Annotated in this window: 13 protein-coding genes; 3 read left to right on the top strand and 10 right to left on the bottom strand. The window is 51.7% G+C overall.

Annotation, left to right across the window (positions count from 1 at the left end; translation table 11 throughout):
• Positions 1-22: 22 nt before the first annotated feature.
• Positions 23-1,984 (bottom strand): excinuclease ABC subunit UvrC, encoded by a 1,962-nt coding sequence (uvrC, locus tag AC1EKS_RS00545; protein ID WP_481008323.1) that lies wholly within the window; start codon positions 1,982-1,984, stop codon positions 23-25.
• A gap of 272 nt (positions 1,985-2,256) precedes the next feature.
• Between uvrC and gdhA the strand changes: the two genes are divergently transcribed.
• Positions 2,257-3,594 carry an NADP-specific glutamate dehydrogenase gene (gene gdhA, locus AC1EKS_RS00540; protein WP_481008322.1) on the top strand — a complete coding sequence of 446 codons (1,338 nt, stop codon included), beginning with the start codon at positions 2,257-2,259 and terminating at the stop codon, positions 3,592-3,594.
• A gap of 15 nt (positions 3,595-3,609) precedes the next feature.
• Here gdhA and AC1EKS_RS00535 read toward each other — a convergent pair whose 3' ends face one another.
• Complete coding sequence (locus tag AC1EKS_RS00535; RefSeq protein WP_481008321.1) at positions 3,610-4,341, bottom strand: zinc ribbon domain-containing protein; 732 nt, start codon at positions 4,339-4,341, stop codon at positions 3,610-3,612.
• Positions 4,342-4,352: 11 nt separating this feature from the next.
• Positions 4,353-5,174, bottom strand: coding sequence for a Nif3-like dinuclear metal center hexameric protein (locus AC1EKS_RS00530; protein ID WP_481008320.1), 822 nt, complete (start codon positions 5,172-5,174; stop codon positions 4,353-4,355).
• Positions 5,175-5,385: 211 nt separating this feature from the next.
• Here AC1EKS_RS00530 and AC1EKS_RS00525 point away from each other — a divergent pair, with 211 nt between their 5' ends.
• Positions 5,386-6,870 carry a DUF1846 domain-containing protein gene (locus tag AC1EKS_RS00525; protein ID WP_481008319.1) on the top strand — a complete coding sequence of 495 codons (1,485 nt, stop codon included), beginning with the start codon at positions 5,386-5,388 and terminating at the stop codon, positions 6,868-6,870.
• 19 nt (positions 6,871-6,889) lie between these two features.
• Here the strand turns inward: AC1EKS_RS00525 and AC1EKS_RS00520 are convergent, their stop codons facing one another.
• Both AC1EKS_RS00520 and pyrB read right to left on the bottom strand, forming a co-directional pair.
• Positions 6,890-7,801 (bottom strand): AEC family transporter, encoded by a 912-nt coding sequence (locus AC1EKS_RS00520; RefSeq protein ID WP_481008318.1) that lies wholly within the window; start codon positions 7,799-7,801, stop codon positions 6,890-6,892.
• Between the two features lie 69 nt (positions 7,802-7,870).
• Positions 7,871-8,911, bottom strand: coding sequence for an aspartate carbamoyltransferase (gene pyrB, locus AC1EKS_RS00515; RefSeq protein ID WP_481008317.1), 1,041 nt, complete (start codon positions 8,909-8,911; stop codon positions 7,871-7,873).
• Positions 8,912-9,218: 307 nt separating this feature from the next.
• Between pyrB and AC1EKS_RS00510 the strand changes: the two genes are divergently transcribed.
• Positions 9,219-10,118: a DMT family transporter gene (locus tag AC1EKS_RS00510; RefSeq protein ID WP_481008316.1), complete on the top strand. Its 900-nt coding sequence runs from the start codon at positions 9,219-9,221 to the stop codon at positions 10,116-10,118.
• 80 nt (positions 10,119-10,198) lie between these two features.
• Here the strand turns inward: AC1EKS_RS00510 and purF are convergent, their stop codons facing one another.
• The 5 genes from purF to purC all read right to left on the bottom strand — a co-directional run bounded on the left by purF (position 10,199) and on the right by purC (position 15,167).
• The gene (purF, locus tag AC1EKS_RS00505; protein WP_481008315.1) at positions 10,199-11,650 is read right to left on the bottom strand and encodes an amidophosphoribosyltransferase; all 1,452 of its coding nucleotides are present in this window, start codon (positions 11,648-11,650) and stop codon (positions 10,199-10,201) included.
• Positions 11,651-11,659: 9 nt separating this feature from the next.
• Complete coding sequence (gene purD / locus AC1EKS_RS00500) at positions 11,660-12,853, bottom strand: phosphoribosylamine--glycine ligase (protein ID WP_481008314.1); 1,194 nt, start codon at positions 12,851-12,853, stop codon at positions 11,660-11,662.
• Positions 12,853-13,401: a phosphoribosylglycinamide formyltransferase gene (purN, locus tag AC1EKS_RS00495; RefSeq protein ID WP_481008313.1), complete on the bottom strand. Its 549-nt coding sequence runs from the start codon at positions 13,399-13,401 to the stop codon at positions 12,853-12,855. Before purN ends, purD begins: the two co-directional genes overlap by 1 nt.
• Positions 13,389-14,372 (bottom strand): phosphoribosylformylglycinamidine cyclo-ligase, encoded by a 984-nt coding sequence (gene purM, locus AC1EKS_RS00490; protein ID WP_481008312.1) that lies wholly within the window; start codon positions 14,370-14,372, stop codon positions 13,389-13,391. The genes purN and purM overlap by 13 nt, the downstream gene beginning before the upstream one ends.
• Before the next feature lie 84 nt (positions 14,373-14,456).
• On the bottom strand, positions 14,457-15,167 hold the full coding sequence (gene purC, locus AC1EKS_RS00485; RefSeq protein WP_481008311.1) for a phosphoribosylaminoimidazolesuccinocarboxamide synthase: 711 nt from the start codon (positions 15,165-15,167) through the stop codon (positions 14,457-14,459).
• Positions 15,168-15,196: the final 29 nt, after the last annotated feature.

The raw sequence follows: 15,196 nt of genomic DNA, 5'->3' as shown, positions 1-15,196 counted from the left end.
GTATGCTACGAAGCGCGTCAACTTACCGGCTATCGGCGAGGGATTGAAAAATCTGCTTTGCCATAACCTCTCCGATGCCCGCAACTTCTGCGATTTCGCCTTCCTCGGCTTCCCGGAGTCTTTTTAGGGAGCCAAAGTGTTTTAACAAGGCTTTTTGTCGCACTGGACCTAACCCCGGAACGGTATCTAGGAGCGATTTTCGCACGGTTTTCCCCCGTTTTTTCCGATGCGCAGTAATGGCAAAGCGGTGGGACTCATCCCGCAAATATTGCAAAAGGTAAAGGGCGGGCGAGGTGCGCGGCAAGATGACTGGAAATTCTGATCCCGGTAGCCACACTTCCTCTAGACGCTTGGCTAATCCGATTACCGTTACATTGGCACCCACTGCTTCCAGTGCCTTTTGCGCTGCATTCACCTGGGGGGCTCCCCCATCCACGACGATTAAGTCTGGAGGATACGAAAAACGCCGTAAAGTAAGCTCCCCGGAGCTTTCAGCGCTCACTAACTCTTTTTGTGCCGCCTCTTCTTCTTGGCGCAGCCTAGCAAAACGTCGGGTTAGCACTTCATTCATAGCTTTAGTGTCATCAGCAGAATCAGCGGAAGTGCTTTGGATATTGAAGCTGCGGTAGGCCCGTTTTAAGGGGGCTCCGTCCTCAAAGACCACCATGGAACCGACTTGGTGAGTGCCTTGGGTATGGGAAATATCGTATCCTTCTATCCTGAGGGGGGCGTCGGCTAACTCTAAATATTCTTGCAGCTCCCGCAAGGCTTCCGAGCGCTGAGTTAAATCCCCCACCCGTTTGGTTTTATGCAATCGCAGCGCTTGGGCAGCATTTTCCGCCACGGTTTCCATCAGGGCATGTTTTGTTCCCCGTTTCGGGACCCTAATTGCAACTTTTTTCCCTCGGATCTGCGCTAGCCAGGCACTTAAGGTCTGTGCGTCTGCCGGTAACACGGGCATCAATATTTCGGAGGGAATCGCCTGCGTGGGGGTATGGGCAACGTCATCTACGCTTTTGGCCGGCGCCATCGCTTTATTAAACTGCCGATATTCCCCGTAAACCTGTTCTAAGAAGCTCTCCAACATTTCGGGAAGATCGGAATCTTCCGGGGTGTCTACAACCCAGCCGCGCTCCCCCCGGATTCTCCCAGCCCGTACATAGAAGACCTGCACAATCATTTCCAGATCATCTTTAGCCAGGGCATACACATCGGCATCAACGCTTTCGTCGAGGACTACCGTATTTTTTTCCCTAACTTTTTCGAGGGCGCGCAGCTGATCACGGAGCTTGGCCGCCTGTTCGAAATCCAGCCGCGAGGCTGCCTCCTCCATTTCCCCGCGTAAGCGGGAAGTAAAAGGCTCGGTTTTACCATCTAGAAAAGCACTTACCTGTTCGGCAAGCTGGCGGTAATCTTCCGCAGAGATCCGCCCTACACAGGGGGCCGAGCATTTGTCGATATAGCCTTCCAGGCAGGGGCGTCCCAACGCCTGGGAACGATTAAAAACTCCTTTGGTACAGGAGCGTAAAGGAAAAACTTTACGCAGCAAATCCATGGTTTCCCGGATTGCCCACACCTGGGTGTAGGGGCCAAAATACCGTGAATTAGCTCGCCGCCGTTCCCGGGTAATGTGAATCCGGGGATACTCTTCTCCCATGGTTAAGGCGAGATAGGGGTAGGATTTGTCATCCCGATACATTACGTTAAAGCGCGGCGCGAATTCTTTTATCCAGGAATATTCCAGGGAAAGTGCCTCTAGCTCATTATCAACGGTAATCCATTTAACTGCTGCGCCGGTGGTAACCATTTTCCGGGTGCGCGGATGTAGTGAATCTAGGGGTTGAAAATAGTTTGCCAGGCGGTTACGCAAATTAACTGCTTTACCCACATAGATAACCCGACCGTTCTTATCTAAAAAACGATAAACCCCGGGACTAGGAGGAATATCTGCCGGAGCGGGTCGGTAAGATGCGGGATCAGCCATGTCTCTTAGATTACCTTCCCGCCGATTCTTTCTAATCTGGTATTGCTCCAGTTTAGCTAGCTAAGGCCGGCCTAGCGAGTAAGGAATCTGCGCCTTAGGTCCCTTCCTGCTCCTTAATAAATGTGAGAAAGGCAAAAAAGTTAATGCTTTAGTCAAAATGTGGATAGGGGTGGTAACGTTTCGGCGGAAAATGAAAACCTAAAAGGGTAGCGCGCTTCGTTCTTACAGGCGAACGAAGCTCACCTCACCGATATAGTTTTAAGGAGGCGCTGATGAGCAGTGTTGTGGAGAAGGTTTACGATGAAGTTCTCGATCGTAACCCGAATGAACCCGAGTTTCACCAGGCAGTTAGAGAAATCCTGGAATCCATTGGTCCTGCAGTAGATAAGCATCCCGAGTTCGCGGAGACAAAACTTCTTGACCGTCTGGTTGAACCGGAACGCCAGATTCTTTTCCGGGTTCCCTGGGTGGACGATAACGGTGAAGTACAGGTAAATCGCGGTTACCGCATCGAGTTCAACTCCGCGCTCGGTCCCTATAAAGGCGGATTACGTTTCCATCGGTCAGTGAACCGCTCGATTTTGAAATTCTTGGGTTTCGAGCAGATTTTCAAGAATGCCCTAACCGGTCAAGGTATCGGCGGCGGCAAGGGCGGCTCGGATTTTGATCCCCACGGTCGCTCCGACACCGAAGTGATGCGCTTTTGTCAACAGTTTATGACCGAGCTGTACCGCCACATCGGGGAATATACCGATATTCCTGCTGGTGACATCGGGGTTGGTGGACGTGAAATCGGCTACCTGTTCGGCATGTACAAGCGGCTAACCAACCGTTTTGAAACCGGCGTCCTCACCGGAAAATCCCTGTCTTGGGGTGGTTCTCAGGCGCGTCCAGAAGCTACCGGCTATGGCACTGTGCTCTTTGCGCAAAGAATGTTACAAACCCGGGGCATGGATTTAGAAGGCCAGCGAGTACTGATCTCGGGAGCCGGTAACGTGGCGATTTACGCGGTTGAAAAGGCTGAGCAGCTAGGCGCGAAGGTAGTTACCGTTTCTGATTCTTCCGGTTGGGTTCTAGATGAGGACGGAATCGATGTTCAGCTACTGAAGCAGGTCAAAGAGGTAGAACGCGCCCGCCTAACCGAGTACGCCAACCGCAAGCCCGGCGTTACCTATCATTCCGGTTCCAAGCCTTGGGCGGTTGGCGGAACGGTTGCGCTGCCTTGCGCCACTCAAAATGAGCTTACTTCCAAGGATGCTAAGCGCCTGCTTGATGGCGGAGTGAAAGTTGTTGCCGAGGGCGCGAACATGCCCTGCACTCCCAATGCCACCAGTTTGTTCCAAGATTCCGGGGTGATGTTCGCTCCCGGTAAAGCGGCAAATGCGGGCGGGGTCGCCACCTCCGCCTTGGAAATGAGCCAAAACGCTTCCCGCGCTTCCTGGAGCTTCGAGAAGGTAGAGAAGGAACTCACCAAGATCATGCACAACATTCACGATGAATGCGCGCAAACCGCCGAAGAATATGGCCACGCCGGCGACTATGTGATGGGCGCTAATATCAATAGCTTCCTGAAAGTTGCTCACGCCATGACGGAACAGGGCATCGTCTAAATAACAGAACAGCGACTACTGCGGGCAGCGAATCAGCAGATAGCCTTCGTCTTCGGAGGTAATAACTTCTTCTGGTTTAGCTGCCCGCAAGCGCGCGGTTTCGGCTACCGAAAAAGACAAGTCGTATCCTACTGGCCTGCCAGCAACTACCTTGATGGCACCTACCCCACCGGTTTGGGCTCTTACCTGCTCATAGAGATCCAGCAGCTGCTCGTTCACAGGACCGGCCTTTTGCTCACGCTGACTTTCTAGCTGCTCGAGCTGAGCAGTAATCTGGGAATTTTCTTCTCCTACCTCATCTTTTAGCTGAGAAATTTCCTGAGCGTATTCCTGTTTGCGCTGTTTTATTTGCTGTCCGATATCCTCTAAGCGCTCCATCTCGTCCATCACCGAGAGCATTTGATCCTCTAAATCAACGATCCGCTTGTTCATCTGCTGGATTTCTTCTTGCAGACTGACTAGCTCTTTGGGACTGCCCTGTCCGGCATCTAAGCGCTCCTGCTGAGTTTGTAGCCGGTTTTGAATAGAGGCCAAATCATTTTCTAGACCGGTAATTTCTCGCTGCCTATCGGTTTTTTGGGCCGACAATTGCGTTTGTTTGTCATCTAGTTTCCGGTCTTTTTCGCTGACCTGCGCTAGTTGCGCTAGCTGCGGCATTTTTTTGAGCCGAAATCGCAGCCGGGTGATTTTGGTATCGAGTTCTTGTAAATCTAATAGCGCTAGCTGATCTTTCCAAGGGGCTTCCATCACGTTCTCCTCTAATTTTCCGATAGTTCGGGCGTGATCCGTTCCGCCCAGGGGTCGGTGCAAATCTTCGAAACTTCCACCGCTAGTTCTCCCCCAAAAGTTAGTTCTAGGTTGCGCGCGCACTGTGGCACCCAGGGCCATTCACTGGCCCAATGGGTAGCACATATCAAATAAGGTTTTCCCGCCTCTAAATGTTCCGAAGCGGGGTGGTGTCGCAGGTCGGCACAAATATAGACATCTGCGCCCGCACTGCGGGCAGTATCTAAGAAAGAGTCGCCACTGCCGCCACTAACCGCAATAGTTTTAACTTTCGCCTCTAAGTCTCCCCCCACCAGGATTCCTGCTGGGCAAGCCGGTAAAGACTGTGCTACCTGGCGGGCAAAATCTTTCAGCGGTAAAGCGACCGGTAAATCTCCGATACGTCCACTACCAGTATTTTCCGTAAGCGGTATCAGCGGACGGGTATCTGCTAGCCCCACTGTCTGCGCCAAGCAATCGGCAACCCCACCAGCAGCAGAATCGGCGTTGGTGTGGGCATTGAAAAGGGCGATTCCGTTTTCTATTAGCCGGTGAACCAGGCTTCCCTTCGGATCCGTAGCTGCCACAAAAGAGGTTCCTCGCAAATAGAGGGGGTGGTGGGTAACAATAAGTTGTGCTCCGACCTCGATCGCTTGTTCCAGAACTTTGGCCACCGGATCTACCGCTACCAGGACTTTTTCTATTTCAAAATCTGGATGCCCGGTGATTAATCCCACCCGATCCCACTCTTCGGCTAACTGGGGCGGATACAGCTCTTCTAAGCGCTCCACAATGCGACTTAACTTTACACTCACTATTTGATCTTAATAGACAAATGGAAAGCTGAGGGCACCCCGCGCCCCTGACCAAGGATATTTGCTGGCCCGTAACCTAGCCCCTCACCATAGCCCCGTTTCTAACCCACGACTTTCCGGATATCCTCCAGGTTTAACCCTTAGGCACTAAGACACTATTATGGGTAAGGGCGCCTTGTCCCCCGCTAAGTTGTACGACAGGAAGGGCGCAATGCGTATTGGTTTTGATTCTGAGCGGTATATTTCTTCGCAATCGGAGCATATTGATGAGCGTCGCAAACAGATAGGCGGCAAGCTATACCTGGAGATGGGGGGCAAGCTTTTTGACGACTTCCATGCCTCTCGGGTTTTACCAGGATTTACCCCCGATAATAAAATTTCGATGTTGGAACGTCTGCGAGACGAAATGGAGATCATTGTGGCGATTAACGCCAAAGATCTCAACCGCCAGAAAGTTCGCGCCGATCTCGGGATTCCCTATGAACAAGATGTTCTCCGCCTAGTTGATGTATTTCGCGAACGCGGCTTCCTAGTCGAAAACATTGTTTTGACCCAGATGGAAGAGGATAATCACAACGCCAAGTTATTCAAAGAACGTCTAGAGCGTTCCGGACTAAAAGTTGCGCGGCACTACCCGATTCCCGGTTACCCCTCCAATACTGAGCTCATCGTTTCGGAGGACGGTTTCGGGCGCAATGAATATGTAGAAACTACCCGCGACTTGGTGATAGTAACTGCCCCCGGACCGGGATCCGGAAAACTGGCAACTTGTCTCTCGCAGATTTACCACGAATATCAACGAGGTATAAAAGCTGGTTACGCCAAGTTTGAAACTTTCCCAATTTGGAATCTCCCTCTAGATCATCCGGTGAATCTCGCCTACGAAGCGGCCACTGCTGACCTGGATGACGTTAATATGATTGATCCCTTCCACCTGCAGGCTTACGGCAAACAGGCAGTTAACTATAACCGCGACGTGGAAGTTTTTCCCCTGCTGCGCTCCCTGCTGCAGCAACTAGCGGGTTCCTGCCCCTACCAGTCCCCTACTGATATGGGGGTTAATATGGCGGGCTTTTGTATTAGCGATGATTTAGTTTGTCAAGAAGCCGCTAAACAAGAGGTGGTACGCCGTTACTATCACGCCTTGGGTAACGAGGAAGCAACTCATGCTGATCCCATCGAATCGCACCGGATTGCGATGACTATGGCAAAACTGGGGATTACCAAAGAGTATCGTTACGTGGTTCGGCCGGCTTTAAATTTAGAGGCCGAAACCGGGGCTCCGGCGGCAGCTATGCAGCTGAGCGATGGGAGGATTATTACCGGTAAGACTTCTCCCCTGTTGGGATGCTGTTCTGCCATGTTGCTTAATGCTTTGAAAATTTTGGCGGGCATTGATGAAGAGGTCCAACTGCTGGCGCCCTCGTCAATCAAACCTATCCAGACCCTAAAAGTTGACCATTTAGGGGCACGTAATCCGCGGCTGCATACTGATGAGGTTTTGATTGCGCTATCAGTTTCGGCTGACACCGATGAAAATGCGCGCAAAGCCCTAGATGAACTGGTGCATTTGCGGGGCAGCGAAGTGCACACCACCACCATTTTAGGTTCGGTCGACACCGAGATTTTCCGGCAATTAGGGTTGCAGGTAACTTCCGAACCGGTATATGCCCGCAAAACCCTATTCAAGAAATAACGGAAGCAGTGGCGCTGCTTTAGGTTAATAGCGCCGCTATGGTCACTACCGCCGGCGCAAATAAGGCGGTAGTGACCATAATGCCCCCTTGGGCAGCCTGCTCACCAGCTTTCGCGCGGGTAGCGGCCACGAAACAGTTTTGCGCCGAGGGCATCGCCGCCATGACGGTCACGGCCAGCAGCGCGTGTCCGCTCAGCCCCAGCATCATCCCGGCGCTCCACGCGAGCAGGGGATGCAGGATCTCTTTACAGGCTGCCACTAGCCCCACAGTTTTCCAGTTAAGCTCTTTGGGGCGCATATCTTTTAGGGAGGCCCCGAAAGCCAGCAGCACCATTGCCGGTGCCGCTGACCCTAACAGGTCAGCGAGCGAAGACGCTAGGCGTGGTACCGGCAGCTGGGCGGCGTTAATCGCTAACGCCAGCAGTACCGCAATCACCATCGGGTTGGTGAAAACCATTTTTGTTGCCAGACCGATCGAAAGTTTTTGTTTGTTGGCCGCCAGGTCGATCATGACAAAAGAAAACGGGGTTAGAAAGCAAAGCTGGAAAATAATTACCGGTGCCACTGCGGAAGTGTTTCCCAGAACGTAGGCGGCAACTGGAATCCCGATGTGGGCGGCATTAGTTACCGAAGAACTCATCGTGGCCACGGCGCGTTCTACTCTTTGCATTCGGGAAATCAGCGCCAGAATCGAGAAAATCAAGGCCACCGCGCACCCGGATATCGCGGCAACTGCCAGGGGTTTGCCGATTGCGCCCGCCAAAGGAGAGCTAGAAACCGTGCGAAAAATCAGCGCAGGAGTCGCCACCCAGTAAACAATCAACGCGAGTGCGTCAATCACCTCGCGGCTCATGATGCGGCGAATTCGCAGTAGCCATCCAATAGCTACTACCGCGCAGATTGCCGCCAAACCTTGGATTATTCCCGCCATATTTTTAGGTTACGCGGGAAATAAACCGGAAGCTACACTGCGGTTGTTATCTGAGAAAACTCTTGCGCCCTAGCCTTCGGGAGTAACTTTCCAGATTTTTTGTTTGGTTTTGGCTTGCACTAGGTCTTTGCCCACCCCCATCGTGGTGAGGAACATCGCCATGCGCACCAAAACGCCATTATCGGTTTGTTTGAAGATAGATAGCCCGGGCAGATCGTCCACGTCGGTAGACAGATCTAAAGCGTTAGGGCGCGAATCTCTAGGTAGCGGGTGGCAGATAACGATCTCCTGGGCTCCCGCTTTTTCTAGCATCGCTTTATCCAGCAAACAGCCTTGCAGTTCCTGAGATTTAGCCAGTTCCTCAGTCATCCGTTCGCGCTGCACCCGAGTAGCGTAAACCGTATCGGCGCCCTCCAAAGCCTCAATCTGACTATTGCAATGGATTACCTGCCCGCCGCGAGAAATCGCATATTCGGCGATTTCGTCGGGAAGTTCTAACGAAGGCGGAGAAAACAAGCGGAAATTTACTCCCTCATACAGGCTCATCAGTTTCATTAAAGAATGGACAGTACGTCCATATTTCAGATCCCCCATAATCGCGATGGTGCAACCATCCAGGGTTTTACCCCGTTTGCGCAATTCCTTGCGCATCGTAAACACATCCAATAATGCCTGAGAGGGGTGTTCCCCAGAACCATCGCCTGCATTTAACACCGGGACTACCGAGTGACGGGCGAACTCAGCTACCGAACCGGCGTCGGGGTGGCGCACCACTAAAACATCGGTGAATCCCGAAACCACCCGAGAAGTGTCGGCGATGGATTCTCCCTTCGCCATGGAAGAGAAAGTGAAACCGGTAGTAGTTTCTACTTCCCCACCCAGCCGCAAGAAGGCGGATTCAAAAGATAGGCGAGTACGGGTGGAAGGCTCGAAGAAAAGCGAGCAGAGCACTGCCCCATCGAGGACGGTACAGATTTGTTTACGCTGGGCGATCGGGCGCAGGAATTCTGCGAGGTCAAAGAGTTCCACCAGGTTTTCGCGATCGAACTGTCCCACCGAAATTAGGTGTTGACCTACCCCAAAACGCGGGAAATCATAGTCTTCCGGCATGTTATAGCCCTTTCCAAGAGAGTTTTTGATAAAAAAATACCCCGCCGCAGCGGGGTGGAAATGAAAATAGAAACTTCAGGTAGTTGGCGCCACCGTCTGCTTCTCATCACGCTCCTAACGTTTTCCTGAAGGGAACAATAGCACACCCTCGTGCCCGGCGACGCCTTGATTCGCACCCGCGGTAGATTTTGTGTTCTCTTTCTCTTCCGCTAGCGCCACAAGGTGCTGGAGTACACACCGCCTCAAATAGATTTACCCCGGCTAAGCCTCCTAGAATCGAATGACGGTCAAAAGCAAGGGGGAGAAATTGAAGGGACTCAATCGCTACTATCTGCAGTCTCTAGCAGTTTTAGCGCTAATACTAACCACCGCTTTTTGGGGTTCTACTTTTTTCCTGATCAAAGACCTGTTAACCGCAATGACCACGCTATCTTTTCTAGGGGTTAGATTTGTTATCGCCGGTGCGCTCTCGGCACTAGTATTTTTTCCTCGGCTGAAGAGGGCGAACCGAAAAGTCTGGCAACACGCTTTTTCTCTAGGGTTGGTATATTCGGCTGCGCAAGTCTTACAAACTAAAGGCTTGGAGAGTGCCGATGCCTCGGTGGTGGGCTTTATTACCGGACTTTATGTAGTGATCACTCCCTTGCTGGTGTGGCTACTTTTTAGAGAAAAAATCAAGCCCGTGAACTTGGTAGCGGCCCTAGTGGCGATGGCTGGGTTAATGGTTTTGAGCCTAAAAGGACTCTCCATTGGTTTCGGGGAACTGTTAACTTTGGCAGGAGCAGCTCTTTTTGCTCTCCACATTGTGCTCACCGCCCGCTGGGCCGCCAAAGACGATCCCATAACCTTGGCAGCCATCCAATTAATCGCCATTGGTGTTTTCTGCTTTGCGGCTGCCCTCCCCTTTGGAGTGCAGTTACCCCAGGACGCTAGACAATGGACCGTGTTGCTTTACACGGTAATATTTGCGGCAATCGGAGCCTTAATTATGCAGACCTGGGCGCAGCGACACTTACGTCCCACTAAGGCGGCAGTGGTAATGACTATGGAACCGGTGTTCGCTGCCGCCTTTGCGGTCCTTTTCGGGGGCGAGGACGTGACCTTGCGAATGATCATCGGAGGCACCTTAGTTGTTTCCGCCATGCTTGCCACCGAATTAATCCCCGCCTACCGGGCTCGGGATAAAATCCGCGCAGCTAAAGAATAAAACCCTGAAATTTAGTTTTTAGTTTTAAACAGACAGGACGGCCGGCCTGCTAGAATGCGCCCCGAGGTAAAGATAGTGTTTTAGGCAGAGAAATTCTTTTGAATCTCGGTTTGGTTCTCTAGATATTCTTGTTCGTAACTACCCAGCCCCGCCGGGTAGTGGCCGGCGAAAGAATCCATACAAAGGCCCCCGTAAGCACCGGGCAGATCCAGACCCACCGATGCCACCAGCCCGGGTATCGAAAGATAGCCCAGGGATTCTGCCCCTAAATGTTCTCGTAGTTCTTCCACATTCATATGGGCGCTGATCAGTTCGGCGGAATTGGAAACATCTATCCCATAAAAACTGGGGAAAATAAACTCCGGCGAAGCGATCCGCACATGTACCTCGCGGGCACCGGCATCTTTAAGCAGCTGCACAATTCTGCGGGAAGTAGTACCGCGCACAATGGAATCGTCTACCATCACCACCGATTTGCCTTCCACGATCCCCTTGACCGCAGACAGCTTCATCAGCACCCCCTTTTCTCGCAGCGACTGTTTCGGCTGGATAAAGGTGCGAGTCACGTATTGGTTCTTTACCAAACCCATCTCATAGGGCAGGTGGGCAGCTTCTGCATAGCCCGAGGCCGCAGAAAGCGAGGAGTTAGGAACCCCGATCACAATATCTGCCCCTGGCGTGGGCTGTTCCTGCGCTAGAGTCATCCCGCACTGTTTGCGCACTGCATGAACATTTTTCCCTAAAATATTGGAGTCGGGGCGAGCAAAATAAATATATTCCATAGCGGCTACGCAAGTGTCGGCCGGCGGGCAGTAGCGTTCAATTTTGAGCCCGTCTTCATTGATAATCGCGATTTCACCGCCGCGCAGGTCCCGATAAAATTCGGCTCCAATCAAATCCAGAGCACAGGTCTCGCTAGCTATCACCCAGCCACCCCGAGTCTTCATTTTTCCGATCACCAGAGGACGCAGGCAGTTGGGATCCACAATCCCATACATGGTGTCATCGGTCATGATCAGGTAACTGAATCCTCCGCGCAGCTTTTGCAAAGCCGCACACAGCTTGTCATAAAAGCCGCCTTGTTCTCGCATTATCAGGTGCATCAGCACTTCGGAATCCGAGTTGGAGTTAAAAATTGACCCTTGACGTTCAAGTTCTATTTTTAGATCCGGGGAGTTCACCAGGTTGCCGTTATGAGCCAAGGCGATATTCCCGTTATGCAGGTGAAAGACGAAAGGCTGTAGATTGCAGCTCCAGTTATTACCCGAAGTGGAGTAGCGCACGTGCCCGATACCGCAGGTGCCCTTTAATTTACTGAGGCGTATGGGGTCATCAAAAACTTCGGTGACCAGTCCTTTAGCTTTCTTAACTCGAATAGTTTCCCCATCGGAAACCGCAATCCCCGCGCCCTCTTGACCGCGATGCTGCAAAGCATGCAGACCATAGTAAATCAAACTGGAGGCATCGGGGGAACCATAAACCCCGAAAATCCCACACTCTTCTCCCAGGTTATTAACGATTTGTGCCTTCAATTTTCGCTCCTAAATCGCGTCCGCGCCGATATCTTTTCGATAGGTTTTACCCGCAAAATCTACCTTCTGGGCATTTTCGTAAACCACCTTGCGTGCGGCTTCTAAAGTGTCGGCGCGGGCAACTAGATTCAGTACCCGCCCCCCATTGGTATAGGCTTTACCGTTTTCGCGGCGCACTCCGGCATCCAGATAATCCACGCCTTCTAGCCCGGTAATTTCTTTGCCTTTTTCATAGCTACCCGGGTATCCTCCCGAAGCTAGCACCAGGCAGATGGCTTTCTGGTCGCGAATTTTAATGGCACTTGGCTCCAGGCGTCGCTCCATACAGGCGATCAGCAATTCATAAAAATCACCCTCGACTAAGGGCAGTACCACTTGGGTTTCAGGATCACCGAAACGCATATTGTATTCCAGCAGGTAGGTACCATTTTCAGTGAGCATCAGCCCAAAGAAAATACATCCGGCAAACTCTAGGCCTTCAGCTTGTATCCCCTTCAAAGTGGGAGCCAAAATATCGCGTTCGAACTGCGCCTGTCGCTCCGGCGTATAGAAAGGATTGGGGGCAAAAGTGCCCATCCCTCCGGTATTGGGTCCGGTCTCCCCCTCCCCGATTTTCTTGTGGTCCTTGGCGGAAACTAATGGAAAAATCCCCTTTTCATTGGCGAGACTGAGAATCGAGGCTTCTTTACCCACCAGAAATTCTTCCAGCACTACTTTTGCTCCGGCCTGCCCGAAGCGCTGGTCCACCATTATCTGCGAGATGGCGTCCCGTGCTTCTTCAATGGTCTGGCAGATAATTACGCCTTTGCCTGCGGCCAGCCCCGAGGCTTTAACTACTACTGGCAAATCGAAGTCAGCCAGCCCCGCGATCGCGGCCTGCGGATCGGTGAAGGTTTCGTAGCGCGCAGTTTTTATCCCGTATTTACGCATAAAGTCCTTGGCATAGGCTTTGGAGCCCTCCAGACGGGCTGCGGCTTTGCCGGGACCGAATAGTTTCATCCCCGCTTGCGCAAACAGATCCTCAATCCCAGCTACCAGCAGATCCTCGCTGCCTACGATAGTTAGGTCCGCGGCAAACTCCTGGGCTATCTCTAAGATCTCCTGCATATTAGAGGAGGTAGTTTGAGCAATCTCATGGGCGGCAAGAGCGCGTTTAATCGCATTTTCGCGTCCCCCGTTGCCTACTATCAAAATCTTTGCCATTAGTTTTCCCTCTCCTCTTTCGGGCAGTATTTATCCCAGTTTTTCACTACTTCCACTAACAATTGATGTTCTTGGCTGATTACGCGCTGCTGCAAGGACTTAGCGGTATCGTCCGAGAGTACCGGAACTTTTCTTTGCGCTAAAATCTTTCCTGCGTCAACTTGGTTAGTTACCAGGTGCACGCTGCATCCAGATTCTTTTTCTTTTGCGGCCAGTACTGCTTCATGCACGTGCATCCCATACATTCCTTTTCCGCCGAACCGGGGTAGCAATGCGGGATGAGTGTTAATAATCCGGCCCTCAAAAGCCGCTACGAACTGCGGAGAAAGGATCTTTAAATACCCGGCTAACACTATCAGTTCACTTTGGGGATCAATATCTTGCACTGCAATCGGTTCGGTAATCAAGGTAGGTATACCCGCAGCCCGGGCCCGGTTTGCAGCCAGGCATTCGTGGTTGCAAATCACCTGGAGAATATGGCATCCGCTATCGATTAGAGCTTGTAGATTAGTGCCCGACCCGGAACAACAAACCGTTATCGCAGGCATATCCGAGTTTCCGCTGGAGAGCCGCATTGCTCTTTAGTTAAGATTTCTCCGATTTGGTAGGCATCGGGCAGCGCGGCAGTTACTTTCGGTAGTTCATCGGGAGGAAGCACCAAGGTGAATCCCACTCCCATATTGAAAGTTCCCCACATTTCGCTTTCGGGCACCGCCGAGAACTCTTCGCGTTTAAAGATGGCGGGAATCCGTACTTTGTCTTTTTCGATCCGTGCGCAAAGCCCCTCGGGAATAATCCGAGGTACGTTTTCTTCTAGCCCGCCCCCGGTAATATTAGCTAGTCCGTGGATCTCGATTTTTTCGTCCAGTAACGAAAGGATTTCGGGAACATAGATTTTAGTAGGGGTCAACAGTTCCTCGGGAAAATGATCTTTAAATAGCGCCCTTACCAGTGAAAACCCATTTGAATGCAGCCCGGAGGAAGGCAGCGCTACCACTACATCGCCGTCTTTAATTGCCGAGCCATCAATTATATTGGCCTTTTCTACCACACCCACGGTAAACCCGGCCATATCGTATTCACCGCTTTGATAAAAACCGGGCATTTCCGCAGTTTCACCGCCAATCAGAGCCGCGCCCGCCTGTTTACACCCGGCAACCACTCCCGAAACCAACTGAGAAGATACCTCGGCATCAAGCTCAGAACACGCTAGGTAATCCAGGAAAAACAGCGGCCGCGCCCCATGGCAAAGTACATCGTTTACGCACATTGCCACTAGATCAATCCCGACGGTGTCATATTTTTCGAGGGCGAAGGCGATTTTCAGCTTGGTACCCACCCCATCGGTACCGGAAACCAGGACTGGTTCCTGGTATTTGCCTAGTTCATAGAGGGCAGCGAATGATCCCAGTGACCCCAAAACCTGTTCATTTTGGGTGGAGGCGACCATTTTCTTTAGCCGACGCACATGCTCATATCCTGCCTCTTTATCGACACCGGCATCTTTATAGCTGACCATAATCTGTGTTTCCCTTGCCCTAAGTAGCGGTTTCCTCCTGGGGGCGGAAGCTTTCTCTCCGCCCCCAGGAACCAGCACTAATAACTATTTCTTGGTAATGCGGTGCAGGATTTCTTTATAGGCCTCTTCGATTCCGCCCATGTCCCGGCGGAAACGATCCTTATCCAGTTTCTTCTTGGTTTCCGCGTCCCAAAGACGGCAAGTGTCGGGAGTGATCTCATCTGCTAGCAGCAGGTTCCCGTCCTTGTCCCGTCCAAATTCGATCTTGAAGTCAACCAGGAGGATACCTTCCTTCTTAAAGGCGTCCGAAAGAATCTGGTTAATCTTGGCAGTGACCTCCAAGATTTCCGCAACTTCCTCTTCGGTGGCGGCTCCAATGGCGACCGCGTGATCAGAGTTAATCAGGGGGTCACCCAAGTCGTCATCCTTGTAGGAGAACTCTTGGATCATTTTCTTCGGCATGGTGCCCTCTTCGAGACCCAGGCGCTTAGCCATCGAACCGGCGATAATGTTACGAGTGATTACCTCTAGGGGAACGATATCGAGTTTCCAACACAGCTGTTCGCGATCGTTTAGCTTCTCGATGAAATGGGTTTTTACTCCCTGAGAAGCCAGCATCTCGAACAGGTAGCTGGTTAGTTCGTTGTTGATGACACCCTTATCTTTGATGGTGCCTTTCTTTTCCCCGTTTCCGGCGGTGGCATCATCCTTGTAATAAACAATGACCTTATCGGGGTCATCGGTGGCATAAATCTTCTTGGCTTTACCCTCGTACAGGAATTCTTTTTTCTCCATTATTTGCCTTCTTTTACTTGAAATTTTCT

The sequence above is a fragment of the Varibaculum sp. C0165D1 genome (assembly GCF_056590355.1).
Note: the sequence above shows the minus strand (reverse complement) of the source record. Positions and strands in the feature narration are given on the sequence as shown.